This window comes from Streptomyces sp. NPDC007157, assembly GCF_040634235.1.
Lineage (GTDB): Bacteria > Actinomycetota > Actinomycetes > Streptomycetales > Streptomycetaceae > Streptomyces.
Window position 1 is genome coordinate 1 of record NZ_JBEYFE010000045.1, and the last position, 17,659, is coordinate 17,659.

The 17,659-nt window shown below is 69.6% G+C and carries 16 protein-coding genes and 1 rRNA gene; 5 read left to right on the forward strand and 12 right to left on the reverse strand.

The window, feature by feature from the left end; all coding sequences use genetic code 11:
• Positions 1 to 81: ribosomal RNA gene (rrf, locus tag ABZ642_RS43980) — 5S ribosomal RNA — on the forward strand; the annotation flags it as partial.
• Between the two features lie 133 nt (positions 82 to 214).
• On the opposite strand, the gene ABZ642_RS43985 is transcribed toward rrf, so the two are convergent.
• On the reverse strand, positions 215 to 403 hold the full coding sequence (locus tag ABZ642_RS43985) for a hypothetical protein (RefSeq protein WP_360496581.1): 189 nt from the start codon (positions 401 to 403) through the stop codon (positions 215 to 217).
• Between the two features lie 233 nt (positions 404 to 636).
• Positions 637 to 1,188, reverse strand: coding sequence for an isochorismatase family protein (locus ABZ642_RS43990; protein WP_360496584.1), 552 nt, complete (start codon positions 1,186 to 1,188; stop codon positions 637 to 639).
• Between the two features lie 96 nt (positions 1,189 to 1,284).
• Here ABZ642_RS43990 and ABZ642_RS43995 point away from each other — a divergent pair, with 96 nt between their 5' ends.
• The gene (locus ABZ642_RS43995) at positions 1,285 to 1,833 is read left to right on the forward strand and encodes a GNAT family N-acetyltransferase (protein ID WP_360496713.1); all 549 of its coding nucleotides are present in this window, start codon (positions 1,285 to 1,287) and stop codon (positions 1,831 to 1,833) included.
• 17 nt (positions 1,834 to 1,850) lie between these two features.
• On the opposite strand, the gene ABZ642_RS44000 is transcribed toward ABZ642_RS43995, so the two are convergent.
• The 9 genes from ABZ642_RS44000 to ABZ642_RS44040 form a co-directional block, all read right to left on the reverse strand.
• Positions 1,851 to 3,386 carry a type VI secretion protein gene (locus tag ABZ642_RS44000; RefSeq protein ID WP_360496587.1) on the reverse strand — a complete coding sequence of 512 codons (1,536 nt, stop codon included), beginning with the start codon at positions 3,384 to 3,386 and terminating at the stop codon, positions 1,851 to 1,853.
• Positions 3,387 to 3,399: 13 nt separating this feature from the next.
• Positions 3,400 to 4,818: an ATP-binding protein gene (locus ABZ642_RS44005; protein ID WP_360496590.1), complete on the reverse strand. Its 1,419-nt coding sequence runs from the start codon at positions 4,816 to 4,818 to the stop codon at positions 3,400 to 3,402.
• Between the two features lie 14 nt (positions 4,819 to 4,832).
• Positions 4,833 to 6,392: an SCO6880 family protein gene (locus tag ABZ642_RS44010; protein WP_360496593.1), complete on the reverse strand. Its 1,560-nt coding sequence runs from the start codon at positions 6,390 to 6,392 to the stop codon at positions 4,833 to 4,835.
• A complete protein-coding gene (locus tag ABZ642_RS44015) occupies positions 6,389 to 7,732 on the reverse strand; it encodes a hypothetical protein (RefSeq protein WP_360496596.1) in 1,344 nt (447 codons plus the stop codon). The genes ABZ642_RS44010 and ABZ642_RS44015 overlap by 4 nt, the downstream gene beginning before the upstream one ends.
• Positions 7,722 to 8,558: a hypothetical protein gene (locus ABZ642_RS44020; RefSeq protein WP_360496599.1), complete on the reverse strand. Its 837-nt coding sequence runs from the start codon at positions 8,556 to 8,558 to the stop codon at positions 7,722 to 7,724. Before ABZ642_RS44020 ends, ABZ642_RS44015 begins: the two co-directional genes overlap by 11 nt.
• 141 nt (positions 8,559 to 8,699) lie before the next feature.
• Positions 8,700 to 9,008, reverse strand: a complete 309-nt coding sequence (locus ABZ642_RS44025) for a hypothetical protein (RefSeq protein ID WP_351328461.1) — start codon at positions 9,006 to 9,008, stop codon at positions 8,700 to 8,702.
• Positions 9,009 to 9,357: 349 nt separating this feature from the next.
• Complete coding sequence (locus ABZ642_RS44030) at positions 9,358 to 10,668, reverse strand: S53 family peptidase (protein ID WP_360496602.1); 1,311 nt, start codon at positions 10,666 to 10,668, stop codon at positions 9,358 to 9,360.
• Positions 10,669 to 11,043: 375 nt separating this feature from the next.
• A complete protein-coding gene (locus tag ABZ642_RS44035; protein WP_360496605.1) occupies positions 11,044 to 12,411 on the reverse strand; it encodes a S53 family peptidase in 1,368 nt (455 codons plus the stop codon).
• Positions 12,412 to 12,679: 268 nt separating this feature from the next.
• A complete protein-coding gene (locus ABZ642_RS44040; RefSeq protein WP_360496608.1) occupies positions 12,680 to 13,282 on the reverse strand; it encodes a TetR/AcrR family transcriptional regulator in 603 nt (200 codons plus the stop codon).
• A gap of 73 nt (positions 13,283 to 13,355) precedes the next feature.
• On the opposite strand from ABZ642_RS44040, the gene ABZ642_RS44045 reads away from it, so the two are divergent.
• Positions 13,356 to 14,264, forward strand: a complete 909-nt coding sequence (locus ABZ642_RS44045; protein WP_360496611.1) for an oxidoreductase — start codon at positions 13,356 to 13,358, stop codon at positions 14,262 to 14,264.
• A gap of 120 nt (positions 14,265 to 14,384) precedes the next feature.
• Positions 14,385 to 15,146, forward strand: coding sequence for an SDR family oxidoreductase (locus ABZ642_RS44050; protein ID WP_360496614.1), 762 nt, complete (start codon positions 14,385 to 14,387; stop codon positions 15,144 to 15,146).
• A gap of 41 nt (positions 15,147 to 15,187) precedes the next feature.
• Here the strand turns inward: ABZ642_RS44050 and ABZ642_RS44055 are convergent, their stop codons facing one another.
• A complete protein-coding gene (locus ABZ642_RS44055) occupies positions 15,188 to 16,528 on the reverse strand; it encodes a DUF4157 domain-containing protein (RefSeq protein ID WP_360496617.1) in 1,341 nt (446 codons plus the stop codon).
• A gap of 320 nt (positions 16,529 to 16,848) precedes the next feature.
• On the opposite strand from ABZ642_RS44055, the gene ABZ642_RS44060 reads away from it, so the two are divergent.
• Complete coding sequence (locus ABZ642_RS44060) at positions 16,849 to 17,619, forward strand: trypsin-like peptidase domain-containing protein (RefSeq protein WP_360496620.1); 771 nt, start codon at positions 16,849 to 16,851, stop codon at positions 17,617 to 17,619.
• The last annotated feature ends 40 nt before the right edge of the window (positions 17,620 to 17,659 follow it).

The following is a 17,659-nucleotide window of genomic DNA, read 5'->3' on the forward strand; positions in this document are numbered from 1 at the left end:
ATTCCGAACCCGGAAGCTAAGCCTTACAGCGCCGATGGTACTGCAGGGGGGACCCTGTGGGAGAGTAGGACACCGCCGAACAAATTTTAGGAAAGGCCCACGCCGTTATGGCGTGGGCCTTTCTGCGTTTATGGACATGGTCCCTCCGGCTCTCCCGGCTGACGCTCACGCGGAAGCGCCCCGCAGCGCGTGGCTGCGGGGCGCCTAGTGGGGTCTAGTCGACCATCTGCCCGTCGAACGAACCGCCCTTGCAGGTGTTGTTCGCCCAATTGACTACTCCGCCGCCCTGCTCGCACTCACCCGGGGTGAGGCTGGCGGCGGTGGCGGCGGCGGCGCCTGTGAGGCCGAGTCCGGCGAGGGCTGCCGTGGCGATGACGGCGGCGAGGATTCGTCGAATGCGCATGTGGTTTCCCTTTCACGGATTGCCGCGGTTGGGGCACTAGCCATTTTGATCTTCACCCATCCGGGTGGCACGTCATGTTGCGCCATTCGGGTGACAGGGCTGTCGGGTACGGGGTCGGTGACGCGACCCGTCAGACAGGCCCTGGGATGCGGTACCGCCCCGTCTCATCGAGGGCCTCCTCGCCAAGACCGGCCTCGACTTCCAACCGCCGTGACCTCAGCCGTTGAAGATCTCTAGAACGTCACGTCCGCCGTGTCGACCGTGCCGCCCTTTCGGCCCGGGGCCTCCTGCCACTGCCAGTAGAGGTTCGTGTGCGAGATGACCAGCTGCGGCGCCGGCGCCCCGTACGCGGTGAGGTCCTCCGTGGTGTGCGCGTCGCCGACCAGGGTCGCGTCGTAACCGCGGACCATCGCGCCGTGCAGGGTGGAGCGGACGCAGGCGTCGGTCTGGGCGCCGGTGACGACCACGCGGCCCACGCCGTGTTCGGCCAGCACGGACTCCAGCTCGGTGTCCTCGAAGGAGTCACCGTAGCGCTTGTGGACGAGGGGCTCGGTGGCTTCCTCACGGGTCAGCTCCGGCACGTACTGCCAGGGGGCGCTGTCCGGCTTCAGCTCGTCGCTGGAGTGCTGGATCCAGATCACCGGGACCGCCTCGGAACGGGCCTTGGTGATCAGTGTGTTGATGTTGGCGATGACCTCGTCGCGGTTGTGGGAACTGTCCACCACCCCGTTCTGCACGTCCACGATCAGCAGGGCGGTGTTCGGTCGGTTCGGCAGAGTCGTCATGGCGTCCACAGTAGGCGGGGGCACTGACAGCGGGCGAGCGTCGTAAACAAGGTGAGCGGGGCGGCCGGTGACGGCTACCGTGGCCGTATGAGTGCGATGACCAGCGGTGATTACATTGTTCGTGCGATACGGGCCGAGGAGTGGGAGGACGTGAAGCGGCTGCGGCTGGTCGCGTTGCGGGACCCGGTGGCGCGTATCGCGTTCCTGGAGACCTACGAGGATGCCCTGGGCCGGCCGGACTCCTTCTACCAGGAGCGGGCGGCGCGGTCGGCCGAGGAATTGAGCGGTGCGCGGCAGTTCATCGCCGAGGCGGCGGACGGGGAATGGGCCGGGAGCGTGACCGTGCTCGTCGAGGAGGCCGGGTCGACGGACTGGGCCGGGGCTCTGGTCGAGCGGCGGCAAGGGCATGTGGTCGGGGTGTTCGTGCGGTCCGAGCACCGTGGCAGCGGGCTGATCAAGGCGCTGTTCGACGCCGGTGTGGCATGGGCGCGGGAACGGGGTGCCGAGCGGGTACGGCTGCTGGTGCACGAGGACAACGCGCGGGCCCAAGGGGCTTACCGCAAGGCGGGGTTCGTGCCGAGCGGGGTACTCCTGCCGTTCGTCAAGGACGAGAAGGAGAACGAGGTGGAGTTCGTTCTGGAGTGACCGGCCCACGGGCTCGGTCAGACCGGCAGGTCCCGGTGCGGCCAGCGGGAACGGGCCTGTTCGTGGGAGCGGAGCAGCGCCAGGGTCGGCAGGCCCTGGTCGACGCCGGTGGCGAGCAGGTCGGGGAGCTGGGGGAGCGGGGCCACGGCCGCGACGTCGTCCAGGACGAGGGTCAGTGGTGGGTCGAGCCGACCGGAGGATGACCGTTCGGCCATGCGCCGGCCGCGCTCGACCACGCTGGAGGCGAGGGCCGTCAGGAGGGGCATCGCGCCGGGGTTGGTCCTGGGGTCCTCGATGGATTCACCGACCACATAAAGCGTGCCCCCTTCGGCCACGAAGGAATCCAGCGCGAGGGCATCGGATCGGTTGGGCGTGCAGGCTTCGCGGATGTTGACCGTGAAGAGGGCGGCGAGCGCCCGGGCCGTCAACTCCTGTGCGATGTCCCGGCGTTCGGGGTGGGAGGTGAGTGCGGCTTCGAGTTCGCCGGCCGCGCCGGGCGCCGCCTTCGGGTGGGTGCGCAGGGTTCGTACGGCGTCCTGGACGCCGGTGCCCTGCGCCCAGCGGTGGACGTGGCGGACCGTGCGGTTCTCCAGGGCGGCGGCGTGGAGGTAGCTGCGCAGGAGGGTCTCGGCCGTGTCGGTGACCGCCTGGTCGATCTTGGCGGTGGGTTTCACCGGGGTGAGGAGTGCCTGGGCGCGCAGAACCGCGGTCTGCTTGTCCTCGCAGTTGGCCGTGGGGGACCAGTGGAAGCGGGCCGGGGTGTCGCAGAGGTGGTTCGGGTCGTAGAGGAGGACCGGGCCGAGTTTGGCCCGGGCGTCCTTGGTGTCCGACCAGAGGGCGGGGTTCGAGGTGACGACGAGGCTGGGGCCGGCCGCGTCGCGGACGGCCTGGGTCGCGGCGGTGTGGCGGGTGTCCCTGGGTGCGATGTGGATTCTCGCCCACCCACCCATCCGTGCCCCGTTGGCAGAGGGGTGAGCGTAGAAGCCGTCGGGGGCCGCGCCGGTGTGAACTCCAGCCGCGTGTTCGACTCCCGCTTCCGGGACCGTTGACTCAAGGACGACGGTCTCCGGGGCGATCGTCTCCGGGGCGATCGTCTCGTGGACGGTCGGTGTCGGCCTCGGTTCCGGTTCTGTGCGTGGCTCCGGGACCGGCGTTGCCGCAGCCCCGTGCTTCTCCGCGGCCCGTCTCCTTCTCCCCGCGCGCCATCTGGCCGCCGTGCCCATCACGAAGATCGTCAGGACCAGCAGGATCATCAGCTGGCCGATGAACAGGCCCCAGAACAGGCCCCATCCCGACAGCTGGGCCGACGGTGTGTCCGGCCAGGCGCCCGTGATGTCGTGCGGTTCGCCGATGAGGTGGCGCATCGCGAGGGGGGTGTGGGAGAGGTCGACGGTCGACGGCCAGGCGCCGTGGGAGAACCAGGCCGCCAGGCCGGTCGCCGTCCACACCATCACCGTGATGCCGAGCAGGAACGCGAGTATGCCGATCAGCAGGCCGTCGGGGATGCCGCCGCCGCTCTGCTGTTCGCGCTCCTGCCGGGGGTCCGGTCTCACGATCGGGTTCTCCCTACGCCACCGTCGATTCCGAGTCGCCGAGGTGCTGTTCGACGAAGGCCGCCGCTCGCTCCTCCGCCTCCAGTTCGGCGGCGCGCAGGGCGTCGTCGGCGGCGGCGAGCTGGTCGGCGGACGACTCGGTCATCGCGCGGTCGGTGAAGACGAGCGGGCGTTCCGTCTCGGTGATCAGGTGTTTGACCACCTGGACATTGCCGTTGACGTCCCAGACGGCGATGCCTGGGGTGAGGGTCGGGATGATCTCCACCGCCCAGCGTGGCAGGCCCAGCACCCGGCCGGTGGCGCGCGCCTCGTCCGCCTTCTGGGCGTAGATCGTCCGTGTCGACGCCATCTTCAGGATCGCCGCCGCCTCCTTCGCCGCCGCGCCGTCGACGACGTCGGAGAGATGGTGGACGACCGCGACGAAGGAGAGGCCGAGCCGTCGGCCGAACTTCAGCAGGCGCTGGAAGAGCTGGGCCACGAAGGGGCTGTTGATGATGTGCCAGGCCTCCTCGACCAGGAAGATGCGCTTCTTCCGGTCGGGGCGGATCCAGGTGTGCTCCAGCCACACGCCGACGATCGCCATCAGGATGGGCATGGCGATGGAGTTGCGGTCGATGTGCGAGAGGTCGAAGACGATGAGGGGCGCGTCGAGGTCGATGCCGACCGTGGTCGGGCCGTCGAACATGCCGCGGAGGTCACCGTCGACCAGGCGGTCCAGGACCAGGGCGACGTCCAGGCCCCAGGCCCGTACGTCGTCTATGGCGACGTTCATCGCCTCCGCGGACTCCGGCTCGGGGTGCCGTAGCTGCTCGACGATGTCCATCAGGACCGGCTGGCGGTCCAGGATCGTCTCGTTGACGTACGAGTGGGCGACCTTGAGGGCGAAGCCCGAGCGTTCGTCGAGGCCGTGGCCCATCGCCACCTCGATGATGGTGCGGAGCAGCGCCAGCTGTCCGGTGGTGGTGATCGACGGGTCCAGCGGGTTCAGGCGGATGCCGTGGTTCAGGGCCGCCGTCGGGTCGAGCCGGATGGGTGTTATCCCCAGCTCTTCCGCGATGAGGTTCCATTCGCCGACGCCGTCCTCGCCCTGGGCGTCCAGGACCACGACCTGGCGGTCGCGGAAGCGCAGTTGCCGTAGGACGTAGGTCTTCTCCAGGGCCGACTTGCCGTTGCCGGACTCGCCGAGGACCAGCCAGTGCGGGGCCGGGAGCTGCTGGCCGTAGAGCTGGAACGGGTCGTAGATGTAGCCCTTGCCGGAGTACACCTCGCGGCCGATGATCACCCCCGAGTCGCCCAGGCCGGGGGCGGCGGTGGGGAGGTAGACCGCCTGGGCCTGGCCGGTGGAGGTGCGGACCGGGGAGCGGGTCGTCTCGACCTTCCCGAACAGGAAGGACGTGAAGGCTTCGGTGAGGACGGACAGCGGGTCCCTCATCAGCGCATCAGCCTCTACCTTCGGATTCCGGTGGCGAAGGGAAGTGTGTTCACGAAGGCGCGGTGGTGCTCACGGTCGCACCACTCCAGTTTCAGGTACGACTTTCCGGCGGACGCCCTTATCGTGCGCTTGTCGCGGTTGAGGGCCTCCGGGGTACGGGAGGAGACCGTGATGTAGCCGACCAGGTTGACGCCGGCCGCGCCGCTGGCCAGGTCCTCGCCGCGCTGGTCGAGGCGGTTGTGGGCGGCGATGTCGCGGGGGTCGACGGTCCGGTTCATCTTGGCGGCGCGGGACGCCTCCGCCTCGTCGTTGGTCTTCTCGGTCAGCATGCGCTCGATGGCGACCTCGGTGGGTTCGAGGTCCATCGTCACGGCGACCGTGCGGATGACGTCCGGGGTGTGGACGAGGAGAGGAGCGAGGAAGTTGACGCCGACGGGGGTCATCGGCCACTCCTTCACCCAGGCCGTGGCATGGCACCAGGGCGCGCGGGTGCTCGACTCGCGGGTCTTGGCCTGGAGGAACGTCGGCTCCATGGCGTCCAGTTCGGCCGGCCAGGCGTTGCGCTGGGTCATCGCCTGGATGTGGTCGATGGGGTGGTCCGGGTCGTACATGGAGTGGATGAGGGAGGCGAGCCGGCCCTGGCCGAGGGGCTGGCGGACGCGGATGTCCGCCTCCTGGAGGCGGGAGCAGATGTCGGTGAGTTCGCGGGCCATGACGACCGCCAGACCGGCGTCGCGGTCCAGTTTGCGGCCGGCCTGGGGGCGGGCCGCGCGGGCCATCGCCTGGGCCTCGGCGGCCAGTTCACGGGAGTAGTGCATGCAGGCGACGAGGTAGGCGCGGTGCTGCTCGCTGCTGGTGGAGACCATGGACTGGAGCTGTTCGTACGACTGCGACAGCCAGTCCGGGGCCTTCTCGTCACCGCGCTGGGCGACGTCCTTGGCGTGGGCGTCGGGGTCGGCGGGGAGGGTGCGGGCGAGCATCTGGAGGCGGGTGACGAAGCCGTCGCCGTTGGCCACGTGCTTGAGGAGGGTGCCGAAGCGGTCGACGAGGGCTTCCTGGTCCTCGGAGTCGCGCAGGCCGACGCCGGGTCCCTCGATCTCGATGGCGGCGGTGACCGTCTTGCGGTCGGCGTGCAGCAGGACGGCGATCTCGTCCGGGCCGAACGGGGCGGCGAGCCAGCTGATCCGGCCGATACCGGGTGGGGGACCGATCTCGACCTCACGGCCGTCGATCCGGGTGCCGGCCTCGGCGGCCGTGGAACGGTAGACCGTGCCCTGGCGGAGAGCGCGCTTGAAACTGCGGTTGATCTCGAACCACTTGTAGAACGTACGGCGCTTGTACGGCACGTAGACCGCCGCCAGCGCGAGCAGCGGGAAGCCCATGAGCAGCACGATCCGCAGGGAGAGGACCGGAACGAGGAGCCCGCACATCATGCCGAGGAACGCGCCCGCGATGATCAGCACGATCTCGCCGGATTCACGGTTCCGGCCGACGATCGCGTTCGGCCGGGCGCGGCCGATCAGATACGTACGGCGGGGCGTGACCGGATGGGACAGATGGGACTCGGTCGTCAACGCCCTTCACCTCCCGAGCTGTTGTTGCGGGTGTTGCCGGCGTGCGGGGTGTTCATCGGGCTGGGCGCGCGGGGTGCGGGTGCGGCGGAGGGGACAGATCCGCCGCCACCACCGTTCGAGCCGCGCGTGCTGTGCGCGGCGACGCCGCCCGAGGCCGGGTTGGACGGGCGGGCACCGGAGGAGCCGGAGGCCTGGCCTCCGCCTCCGCCGCCGTTGTTGTCGGTGCGGGCGCTGTGGGTCCTGATGCCCTGGGCGACCAGGTTGGCGGGGCTGCTGATGACGGCGGCGGCCTTGCCCTCGGCGCCCTGCATGATGCGGTTGCTGCGGCCGGCCGCGATCTCGTCGCCGAAGCCGGGGACGAAGCGGTAGATCATCGCGCTGGCGAAGATGGCGAGCAGGATGATGGCGAGGCCGGAGACGACGGCGGAGAAGGCGTCGGGGCCGCCGTCGGAGGACAGGGCGCCGGCGAGGCCGAGCACTATCACGATGACCGGCTTCACGAGGATGACGGCGATCATGATGCCGGCCCAGCGGCGGACGTGGCCCCACAGGTTCTTGTCGACGAGGCCGGCGTAGACGACGGTGCCGAGGAGGGCGCCGACGTAGAGCAGGGCGGCCCGGATGACGAGCTCCAGCCACAGCACTCCGGCGGCGAGGATGCTCACCAGGGAGACGACGATCAGCATGATCGGGCCGCCGCCGATGTCGTCGCCCTTGCCGAGGGCGCCGGAGAAGGTGCCGAAGAACGTGTCCGTCTGGTTGCCGGTGGTCTTCGCGAGGACGTCGGTGACGCCGTCGGTGGCCGAGACGACGGTGTAGAGGATGAGGGGCGTGAAGGCGGACGCCAGCACCGTCAGCCAGAGGAAACCGACGGCTTCGGAGATGGCGGTGCTGAGGGGGACGCCTCGCACCGCGCGCTTGGCGACGGCCAGGAGCCAGAGCAGGAGCGTGAGGATCGTCGACGCGGCGAAGACGACGGCGTACTGCTGGAGGAACTTCTCGTTCGTGAAGTCGACGTTCGCGGTCTCCTTCACGGCGTCGCTGAGCTTGTCGACGGTCCAGGAGGCAGCCTTGGCACACCCCTGGGCAAGCGAGGAGAGGGGGTCGAGGGTGGAGGTGAGGGGGTCGGTGGTGGAGCCACCGGTGCCGCCGCCGCTGCCTTTCTCGCAGTAGTCCTTCGCGGGACCGCGAATAAGGTCGCAGGCGTCGTTGCTCGCCGTCGGGGACGGAGTGGCGGAGGGCGAGGGGGCGGCGACGGCATGGGTTGCCAGCAGCACCGCGGCCGTTTGAAGGGTGCCGAGGATCGCGCCGACTTTGAGGAAACGATGGCTAACGCGCATACGTGAACCCTCCGAACTCCTCCACGGCCCTAGTCATGTCGTCGGCGGTGGAGGCCTGCTGGTCACGACCGACAGGGACCGGTCCGTCCTTCTGCTGGAAGTCGGTGATCTTCCAGTCGTTGTCGACCCACGTCAGTTCGTAGGTGGTGGTGTACCAGCTCTCGGTCACCGGATTGGTCGAGGCCGCGCCGGACAGTCCGAAGAGCGAGGTGTACCAGACCGCGACCGTGGCGGTGTCCGTGCTGGACGCGGTGACCTTCGTGCCTACCGGGATGACCCGGGAGATGAAGGTCTCGCCGGCCGGTGCGCTGCCGTCGTTGTTAAGGCCGATGTTCGTGAGGAACTTCGCGCTGGAATAGGCACTGTCCAGCCCCGCTTGTCTGCTCGCGGCGACGTCAGGGGCGTAGATCGTGTTCACGAGCGCGTGCCGCTTGGCCAAGGCGAACATGTCGGTCGAGCCAAGTGCAACGGAGTAGTTCGCCGCCGCACTCTGCGCCCCCTGCGTGCTGTGGGCGAAGCCCGTCGGGATTCCCTCGGCGCTCTTTGTCTCCACCGGCTTTGTACCGCTCGCCGCCGTTGACGAAGTCGTCGGCCGGCTCCCGTTGCCGCCTGCGGTGCCCGTCGCTGAGGACGAGTCTCCGTCCCCGCCCCTGTTCGCGAAGGCGATCGCCGCGATGAGGAGGACGACCACGCCGACGACCGTGACCAGGCTTCTGGACGAGGAGCGGCCGCCGCGGCGGGACGCGCCGCCGTACGGGTCGCTCTCGGGCAGGCGGGTGCGGGTGTGGCCCGTCTCCGGGTAGCCGGGCTCGTCTCCGAGGCTCATGCCGCGTACTCCCCCTCCACGTCGTACCGGAACGCGTAGCAGTACGACGGTAGCCGTGCTGGTTCCCGCGCGGGCGCGGTGTGGTGACTCGACATCAGGGAAACGCAACCTCGGAGCGGGGGAAAGGGAGGTGCAGATTGGCTAGACGGCCATGCCGTACACGATCGTGAACAGGGTGCCGAGTGAGCCGATGATGAAGACTCCGGTCAGTCCGGCGATGATGAGGCCCTTGCCCTGTTCGGCACTGAAGGTGTCACGGAGGGCCGTGGCGCCGATGCGCTGTTTGGCGGCGCCCCAGACGGCGATGCCGAGGCAGAGCAGGATGGCGACGGCCATGACCACCTGGATCATCGTCTTCGCCTCGTTGCCCAGGCTGCCGAAGGGGCCCCAGTCCGGAGCGATCCCGCCGATGATGGTGTTGATGTCTCCCTTGTCGGCCGCATAGAACACGTAAGTCACCGCCCCTGGTGGGTAGTTCCGTTCGCCTCTGCCGGGTGCAGAGGTCACGCATCATTCTCGCCGAAAACGTCGCCGGAGTATGTCGACTTGACGTCATCGATTGGCGGGTTTCGTACGAAAGGCTCGTACGGTCACTCTGTGTATCACGGCAGGTCACGCCGGGCAATGAGGCCTGAGCGGAACCTGTCGTGTGGTTCCGTCGTTGACCCCCTTTATGACCTGGCACGTTCGATGGCGGCCGGTCGGGTGAGGGGTCGAGACGATGTTCTCACGGTAGTCATGGGGAAAAGGCCAGTGGACCCCGGCCGATGCCGGGGTCCACTGGGTCGGTGACGGATGCTCAGCCCGCGAAGGCCGTGGCGCCCTCCGGGGTGCCCCAGCCGGTCGGACCGTCGTAACCGGTCGTGGCGGTGCAGTAGTACGAGGTGGTGCAGGTCCCGTTGTTGCCGCTGGTCACGTCGTTGAGGTACGAGGTGCCGGCATAGCTGTAGGGGAACTTGGCCGGGTAGGAGCCGCTGGACGGGGTGCCGGCCAGGGCGTAGACGCCCGCGATGATCGGCGCGGAGACGCTGGTGCCGCCGAAGGTGTACCAGCCGGCGGTGACGCCGTAGGAGTCGTAGACGGAGACGCCGGTCGCCGGGTCGGCCACCGCGGAGACGTCCGAGATCATGCGCTTGGTGCAGGTGGTGTCGGTCTGCCAGGTGGGCTTGGCGTCGTAGGCGGAGCAGCCGGAGCCGGTGCCCTCGGTGCTGGACGTCTTCCAGACGGTCTCGGTCCAGCCGCGGGTGGTGGAGGAGGTGGAGAGCTTGGTGCCGCCCACCGAGGTCACGTACTTCGACGCGGCCGGGTACTCGGCGCCGTAGCCCTCGTCACCGGCGGAGACGGTGATGGCGACGCCGGTGTGGTTGAAGTACGAGGAGTCGTACGAGGTGTCGGACGAGGACTCGCTGCCGCCGTAGCTGTTGGAGACGAACTTCGCGCCCAGGGTGACCGCCTCGTTCACCGCGGTGCCCAGGTTGGCCATGGTGGCGCTGGTCGCCTCGACGAGCAGGATGTTGCAGTTCGGGCAGATCGCGGAGGCCATGTCGAGGTCGAGGGAGATCTCCTCGGACCAGCCGGCGTCGGACGAGGGCAGCGAGGTCGTGGAGCCGGTCTGGCTGACCTTCTTGAAGCAGCCGTTGGCCGTGGTGCAGGCGGAGAGGCCGTAGTACGAGCGGTAGGTCGCGAGGTCGGTCTCGGCGTTGGGGTCGTTGTACGCGTCGACGATCGCGATGGTCTCGCCCGAGCCGTTGGAGGCGGCGGCGGAGGTCAGGCCGTAGGCGGCCCGGAGGTTGGTCGGGCTGTAGCCGGAGGGGGTGGAGGCGTCGGCGGCCTTGGGGGTGACGCCGGTCTTCGCCGCCTGCTGCTTCTGGTAGGCGGTGAGCCCGCCGGTGACGCGGTAGGAGTTGCAGGCGAGCTCGCCCGTGTGCTTGGGGGTGGCACAGGGGGCCGCGGTGTAGGTCACCTTGGCGGAGGAGACGGAAGATGCCGCGTCGGCCTGGACGGCGGTGCCGAATCCGGTGAGCAGCAGCGCGGCCGTGGCCGCCGCCGCCGTGCCGATGCGGCGCCAGCCACCGCGTATGGACGGTCTGTTGGGGGGAGTGGAACGCATGCGTGCAGCCTCCTGAGTTCCGGTATGGGGGGAGGAACAGGGGCGGTGCGGGTGCGATCTGGTGCGTTGTGGTGCGCGACGAGAATCCTTTGTTGAGTACGCGACAACAAGAGGCTTCAGGAATCATGACTTCCGCATTGCCGAACGGGGCGTTCGTGTGACCCGTCGATGGCCGCCCGTTGTCCTGCGGGTGACGGTTGCTTGACTCAACTCACAGACACTTCAATGGAGTTGCAAAGGTGTCCAGGGTTGCGAAAAACGGGCCACGGCCGGCTGCCGTGACCCGTTTCTCTTTGCGTGCCGCCGAGGGGACCCCACGTCCCCCTCACGGTGGCGGCTCCCCGTGACCCGACGGGGAGGTCCTGCGGTCGGGGCTCAGCCGGTGAAGGCGTCGGTCCCTTCCGGGGTGCCCCAGCCGGTCGGGCCGTCGTAGCCCGACTTGGCAGTGCAGTAGTACGACGTGGAGCACGAACCGTTGTTGCCGCTCGTCACGTCGTTCAGGGCGGAGGTGCCGGCCGCCGCGTAGGGGTACTCGGCCGGGTAGTCGCTGCTGCCCGGGGTGCCGGCCAGGGCGTAGACCGAGGCGATGATCGGCGAGGAGGCGCTGGTGCCGCCGTAGGTGTTCCAGCCGGTGCCGTCGTCGCCGTAGGAGTCGTAGACGGAGACGCCGGTGGCCGGGTCGGCGACCGCCGACACGTCGGCGATCATGCGCTTGGTGCAGCTGGTGTCGGTCTGCCAGGTGGGCTTGGCGTCGTAGGCGGAGCAGCCGGAGCCGGTGCCCTCGGTGCTGGACGTCTTCCAGACGCTCTCGGTCCAGCCGCGGCTGGTGGAGGAGGTCTTCAGGGCGGTGCCGCCGACGGCGGTCACATAGCGGGAGCCGGCCGGGTACTCGGCGCCGTAGGCCTCGTCACCGGCGCTCGCGGTGATGGCCACGCCCGCGTGCTTGTAGTACGAGGTGTCGTACGTCGTGTCGGACGAGGACTCGCTGCCGCCGTAGCTGTTGGAGACGAACTTGGCGCCCAGCTTGACGGCCTCGTTCACCGCGGTGCCCAGGTTGGCGTCGGAGGCCGACTTGGCCTCGACGAGCAGGATGTTGCAGTTCGGGCAGGTCGCGCTGACCATGTCCAGGTCGAGGGACTCCTCGCCGGCCCAGCCGCTGTCGGCGGTGGGGAGGGAGGTCGTCGAGCCGGTCTGGGAGACCTTCTTGAAGCAGCCGTTGGCCGTGGTGCAGGCGGAGAGGCCGTAGTACGAGCGGTAGGTCGCCAGGTCTGCCGCGGCGTTCGGGTCGTCGTACGCGTCGACGATCGCGACGGTCTCGCCCGAGCCGTTGGAGGCGGCGGCGGAGGCCAGGCCGTAGGCCGACTGCAGGTCCGAAGGGCCGTATCCGGTGGGGGAGTCGGAGGCGGCGTTCGGCTTGACGGTCTTCGGCGTCACGCCCTTGAGCGCGGCCTGCTTCTCCATGAAGGCGGTGGTGCCGCCGGTGACCCGCAGGGCGTCGCACGCGGCGAAGCCCTTCTTCGGGGTGGCACCGCAGTCGGCCTTCTCGTACTGCACATGGGCCTTGGCGACCTGGGCGGCGATGGCCTTGGCGCTGACCTCGTGGGTCGTGGTGGCGGTGGCCGCGGTGGCGTGCGCCGCGGTGCCGAGCCCGGCGACGAGCAGGGCGGCGGTGGCCGCGGCTGCCGAGCCGGCGCGGCGCCATCTGCCGCGTATGTGGGGGGTGTTGGGGGTGGTCGTACGCAAGGTACAGCCTCCTGGGAGAGGGGGACAGAGGCCTGCGGGTGGGGGCCACCGGTGTGGTTGCCGGTGGGGGCGGCGGCCCGCGACGACCATCGCGTTGTTCAGTACGCGACAACAAGGTGGGTTTCGGAATCCTGACTTCCGCGTTACTGAAGGACGGCCGGGGCTTACTGATCATTGGGGCGCGGATGGCCGGAAGTTGGGGTCCGATTGACCTGGAGGGCGCTGGAGGCGGTGACTCAATGCGCGTTGATCGGGGCGTACCGAGCTGTCAGCGGGGCTTCAGGCCGTGCAGCAGGAGATGGACGTGATCGTCCAGGCCGGCCAGCGCCTCGTCCGCCGGGAGCGTGCAGTTGGCGACCAGGGCCGCCAGGCCGTGGATGGCGGAGGCGGCGACGAGCGTGATGCGCTCCGGGTCGCCGTCGACGATCTCGCCCCGCTGCTGGGCGTCGGCGAGCAGTCGCACGAAGGAGCCCATGGAGCGGTCGACCGCCTCGGCCAGCGGCGTGGAGATGTCCGGGTCGTGCTTGCGGGAGAACATCAGCTCCAGCAGTTCGGGGTTCTCGACGGCGAAGGCCAGATAGGTCCGGGCGAGCGTGACGATGCGTGGTTCGAGGGGGGCGTCCGGATCGTCCGCCGACTCCAGGCCCTGGTTGAGACGGTCGTACCCGCTGAGCGCGAGCGCGTCCAGCAGGGCCTGCTTGTCCTTGAAGTGCCGGCCGGGTGCGGCGTGGCTGACGCCGATGTCGCGGGCCAGTTCGCGCAGGGACAGCGCGGCGGCTCCCTTCTCGCGCAGGGTGCGTTCGGCGCTGGCGAGCAGGGCGGCGCGCAGGTCTCCGTGGTGGTAGGGGCGGCTTTGCGGCATGAAGGTCATCGTAACCCGGATGTTGGCGGTGCCAGCTTTGTTGTCATTGACAGCATTGTTGTCGGCGCCTACATTGGCGGGCATGGCGAAGAAGACCGGCACATGGAACGCATCCGACCTCCCCGACCTCTCCGGCCGTACGGCCGTGGTCACCGGTGCCAACAGCGGCATCGGCTTCACCGCCGCGGACGCGCTGGCCCGGGCCGGTGCGCGGGTGGTGTTCGCGGTACGGGACCCGGAGCGCGGGCGCACGGCCGCCGCGCGGGTGAACGGCAGTACGGAGGTGCGCCGCCTGGACCTGGCGGACCTGGCCTCGGTACGGGAGTTCGCGGCGGGCTGGGACGGCCCGCTGGACCTTCTGATCAACAACGCGGGCGTGATGATGCTCCCGGAGCAGTCCACCAAGGACGGCTTCGAGATGCAGTTCGGCACGAACCACCTGGGCCACTTCGCGTTGACGAACCTGCTGCTGCCGCACCTCACGGACCGGGTGGTGACGCTCTCCTCCGGGCTGCACCGCGGGGGCGACGGCGTGATCCACTTCGCCGACGTCAATCTGCGCGGCACCTACAACCCGACCCGCGCCTACGCCCAGTCCAAACTGGCCAATCTGTTGTTCACCCTGGAACTCCAGCGCCGGCTGACGGAGGCCGGCTCCCCGGTGCGCGCGCTGGCCGCCCACCCCGGTTACGCGGCCACCAACCTCCAGAGCCACACCGCCAGCCCGGTGGCCCGGCTCGGCATGCGCCTCGGCAACCTCCTCGTCGCCCAGGACGACCGCGCCGGCGCGCTCCCCACGCTGTACGCGGCGACCCAGGACCTGCCCGGCGCCAGCTACGTCGGCCCGGACGGCATGGGCGGGATGCGGGGCGCGCCGGCCCTGGCCGGCCGCAGTCCGGCGGCGAGCGACCCGGCGGCGGCCCGCAGGCTGTGGACGCTGTCGGAGGAGATGACGGGGGTGACGTGGCCGCTCGGGGTCGAGGCCGTGTGACGGCGCCCGGCACCCCCGCGCCCACTACCCGGACGCCCGTCGGTCCGTCCGCACCCGCCGGATACGGTGACCCGATACGACGGATACGGCGGATACGACGGTTCTCCGGGAGGTGGCCGGATGAGCGGTGGCGTGGACTTCGCGCTCGACGGGCGCACGGCCCTGGTGACCGGTTCCGTGCGCGGACTGGGCCTGGAGATGGCCCGGGGACTGGCGGGCGCCGGCGCGCGGGTGATCCTCAACGGCCGTGACCCGGCGACGCTGGAGGCGGTGGCCGGGCGGCTCCGCGACGACGGTCTCGACGCGGTGGGCGCGGCGTTCGACGTCACCGACCGTGCGGCCGCCGAGGAGACGGTGAACGCGCTCGGCGCGATCGACATCCTGGTCAACAACGTGGGCCACCGCGACCGGCGCGGAGTCCACGAGATGACCCCTGACGAGCTGTCCGCGCTCCTCGACGTCCACCTGACCTCCGCGTACGCGCTGAGTCAGACGGTGGCCCGGGGTCTGGCCGCGCGTGGCATCCCGGGCCGGATCATCAACGTCTCCTCGGTCGTCGGCCAGCTGGGGCGCACCGGGGACGTCGCCTACGCCACGGCGAAGGCGGGCCTGGACGGTCTGACCCGGGCACTGGCGGCCGACCTCGGACCCAGCGGCACGACGGTGAACTCGGTGGCACCGGGCACCTTCGCTACGGACGTCAACGCGGAGTTGGCGGAGGACCCGGAGTGGGCACGGTGGCTGCGCACACGCACGGCCCTGGGCCGCTGGGGCCGCCCCGCCGAGATCGCCGGCATCGTCGTCTTCCTGGCGAGCGACGCGGCGTCCTTCATCACGGGCCAGACGATCGCGGTCGACGGCGGGATGACCACGACGTTCTGAGCGGGCCGGTCGCGCTTGTCCGTCAGGTTCGTCGCGGCTGCCTAGTCCTTGAGCTCCGACGTCCGGAGCGCAAGAACCCTCCGCATCTCCGCGGCCCTCTCCGGCCCCTGGAACTGACCGAGGTGGGTGGCGAGCGCTGCCGTGTCCTGGACACTGAGCAGGAACTCGGCCATCTCCTCTTTCTTGGCCGCCGCACGGAGCTCGTCCTCGGTCAGCGGGACGACCCCTTCCTTCGTCGAGTCGCGCTGGTCGACCGCGACGATCTCGTACGGCGCACCCTGCTTCGCGATCCAGCCGTTCTCGCCGCCGGTGGCACCCTTCGCCAGATACTTCCGCTTGATCCGGATGGTGAGCACATATCCGAACCGGGATTCCGATGCGAACTGGGCGGCTATCTTGGCGTCCGTGGAGAATTCGATCAGTTTCGCGGTGTCCTCGTTGCGATTCTGGTTCACATACCCCTTGACGTGCTCGGGATCGGGCTTGGTGGCGTGCTCGTCAGGTTCCTGGAGCATCTTCGGGAGGCTGATGAACGAGCCGCGGATCATCTCCTTCACGAGGTACTTCTTCTGCGTGGGCGTCACACCGCGCTTCAGATAGACCTCCTGGTCGCTGTCTTCGGGCAGCGACGCGATGTGGTCCTCGGCGCTGAGTCCCGGCGCCTGATCCTGAAGGGCGATCCGGCTCCCGCCCCCCTGCGGCCGTTCTTCCTCCCCCGGCATCCGCTGGACGGTGTCGTGCGAGCCGTGCGCCACCGCGCGCTGGGCGACGGCGGAGGGGGCGGTGGACCGACCTGAGGCGTAGGCGTTGCCGTCCCGCTCCGCGGTTTGTTCGGAGTGCTGCCTCGGGTCGGTGACGGTGACTCCGGCGCCGTTGCTGTGGCCCGTCTCGGGCAGGCCCTTGAGGTTCTTGTCGACGTGGCTGAGCTCGTGCCCGATCAGCCTCTCGTCACCTGCCGCCCCCGCGGAGAGGAAGATGTGGTTGCCGACGGTCATGGCCTGGGCCCCCAGTGCCGCCGTGGCACGCTGGGCCACCGCGTCACGGTGCACGCGGGTGGAGGAGAATCCGTCGTTCTGATAGAACGCCCCGGCCTTCGCCACGACCGACGAAGGCAAGGACTCGCTCGACGAGTTCATGGCGGCGGCCAGCAGGGCGCTCTGTCCTTCCGGACTGGTGTCCCGCACCTCGCCGTGGACGTGTCCGTCCTCCTCCGCGGCGCGCGCGACGGTGCCGCTGTTCAGGGAACGCTGGACCGGAGAGTTCTGCGACCGGTGCCCGCATGCGGGACCGTGCTGGTGCCGGTCCTGCGCTCCTGGGTGCCCGGGGCGTCCCAGCATCTCGGTAACCGCCTTGTTCCCGGCCTGGCTCTGCAGATCCAGCATCCGTTGCACGGCCGTTCCGGCGAACGCGGGAGTCACTCGCGGCCGCTGGGGAGCCTGTCCCTCTTTCGTCGCGGGGCCTTTGTCACGAGCCAGTCCCATACGTCATCCTCCGGCGATCAACGGCGAACCAATCACCTCACGTTCGCACGAAGGACGGGCAGGTTCCCAGGAGTGCGAGGGCAGACTTACGGCCCTGGCGGGCAACGGCACCCGTTCCACGGCGGACCGCCGATGCCACCGGGGCCGCCGAGGTGGTTCACAGAGAAATCTCAGTCAAGTGAGGAACCGTTTCTCACCTTCGTGGGACACAGTGGGGGCTGATGAAGCGCACCTCACGCATCTCTTCCGTCACGCGCCGTGTCGCGCTCGGGGCGGCGGCCGTGCTCGCCGCCACCTCGGCCTCCGTGGCGGCCGCCGACGACGGGCCCGGGCCGTTCGAGGTGACCGCGGTGGTCGGGCCGACCGCGGAGAGCGCGCGGGTCGGGGCCCTGTTCGGCGCCGACAAGGCCGGGAGCCTGGCAGGCAACCACTTCTGCACCGCCTCCGTCGTGCACAGCCCGCAGCGGGACCTGATCGTCAGCGCCGCGCACTGCGTCGACGGCGACGACACCACCGGGCTCGTCTTCGTGCCGGGCTACCGGGACGGCCAGGCGCCGTACGGGGTGTGGAAGGTGGGGAAGCGGTACCTGCCCGACGGGTGGGCGAAGGGGCAGGACGAGGACAGCGACGTGGCCTTCGCCGTCGTGGACGAGCTGGGCGGTAAGAGGGTCGAGGAGGTGACCGGGGCCAATCGGTTCGTCAGCGGCATGGAAACCGGGGCCACCGCCGTGACCGTCACCGGGTATCCCGACTCCCGCGAGGTGCCCATAAGTTGCACCAACAAGCCCGTCGCCCACAGCACCACCCAGCAGCGGTTCGACTGTCCCGAGTTCACCGGGGGCACCAGCGGGAGTCCCTGGGTGAACGGGGACCATGAGGTGGTCGGGGTACTGGGCGGGCACGAGCAGGGCGGTTCGACCGCCGACACGTCCTACAGTGTCGTGCTCGGGAGCGAGGCCGGCGAGCTGTACAAGGAAGCCTTAGCCGGGTGAGACGGCGTCATGTGCGCCGTCCTGCTGTGAAATAGCGCCA

What these genes read in the sequence shown, in the direction of transcription:
- ABZ642_RS43985 (WP_360496581.1), bottom strand. Translation starts at nt 403, where the DNA reads ATGCGCATTCGACGAATCCTCGCCGCCGTCATCGCCACGGCAGCCCTC.
- ABZ642_RS43990 (WP_360496584.1), bottom strand. Translation starts at nt 1,188, where the DNA reads ATGACGACTCTGCCGAACCGACCGAACACCGCCCTGCTGATCGTGGAC.
- ABZ642_RS43995 (WP_360496713.1), top strand. Translation starts at nt 1,285, where the DNA reads ATGACCAGCGGTGATTACATTGTTCGTGCGATACGGGCCGAGGAGTGG.
- ABZ642_RS44005 (WP_360496590.1), bottom strand. Translation starts at nt 4,818, where the DNA reads ATGAGGGACCCGCTGTCCGTCCTCACCGAAGCCTTCACGTCCTTCCTG.
- ABZ642_RS44015 (WP_360496596.1), bottom strand. Translation starts at nt 7,732, where the DNA reads ATGCGCGTTAGCCATCGTTTCCTCAAAGTCGGCGCGATCCTCGGCACC.
- ABZ642_RS44020 (WP_360496599.1), bottom strand. Translation starts at nt 8,558, where the DNA reads ATGAGCCTCGGAGACGAGCCCGGCTACCCGGAGACGGGCCACACCCGC.
- ABZ642_RS44030 (WP_360496602.1), bottom strand. Translation starts at nt 10,668, where the DNA reads ATGCGTTCCACTCCCCCCAACAGACCGTCCATACGCGGTGGCTGGCGC.
- ABZ642_RS44040 (WP_360496608.1), bottom strand. Translation starts at nt 13,282, where the DNA reads ATGACCTTCATGCCGCAAAGCCGCCCCTACCACCACGGAGACCTGCGC.
- ABZ642_RS44045 (WP_360496611.1), top strand. Translation starts at nt 13,356, where the DNA reads ATGGCGAAGAAGACCGGCACATGGAACGCATCCGACCTCCCCGACCTC.
- ABZ642_RS44050 (WP_360496614.1), top strand. Translation starts at nt 14,385, where the DNA reads ATGAGCGGTGGCGTGGACTTCGCGCTCGACGGGCGCACGGCCCTGGTG.
- ABZ642_RS44055 (WP_360496617.1), bottom strand. Translation starts at nt 16,528, where the DNA reads ATGCTGGATCTGCAGAGCCAGGCCGGGAACAAGGCGGTTACCGAGATG.
- ABZ642_RS44060 (WP_360496620.1), top strand. Translation starts at nt 16,849, where the DNA reads ATGAAGCGCACCTCACGCATCTCTTCCGTCACGCGCCGTGTCGCGCTC.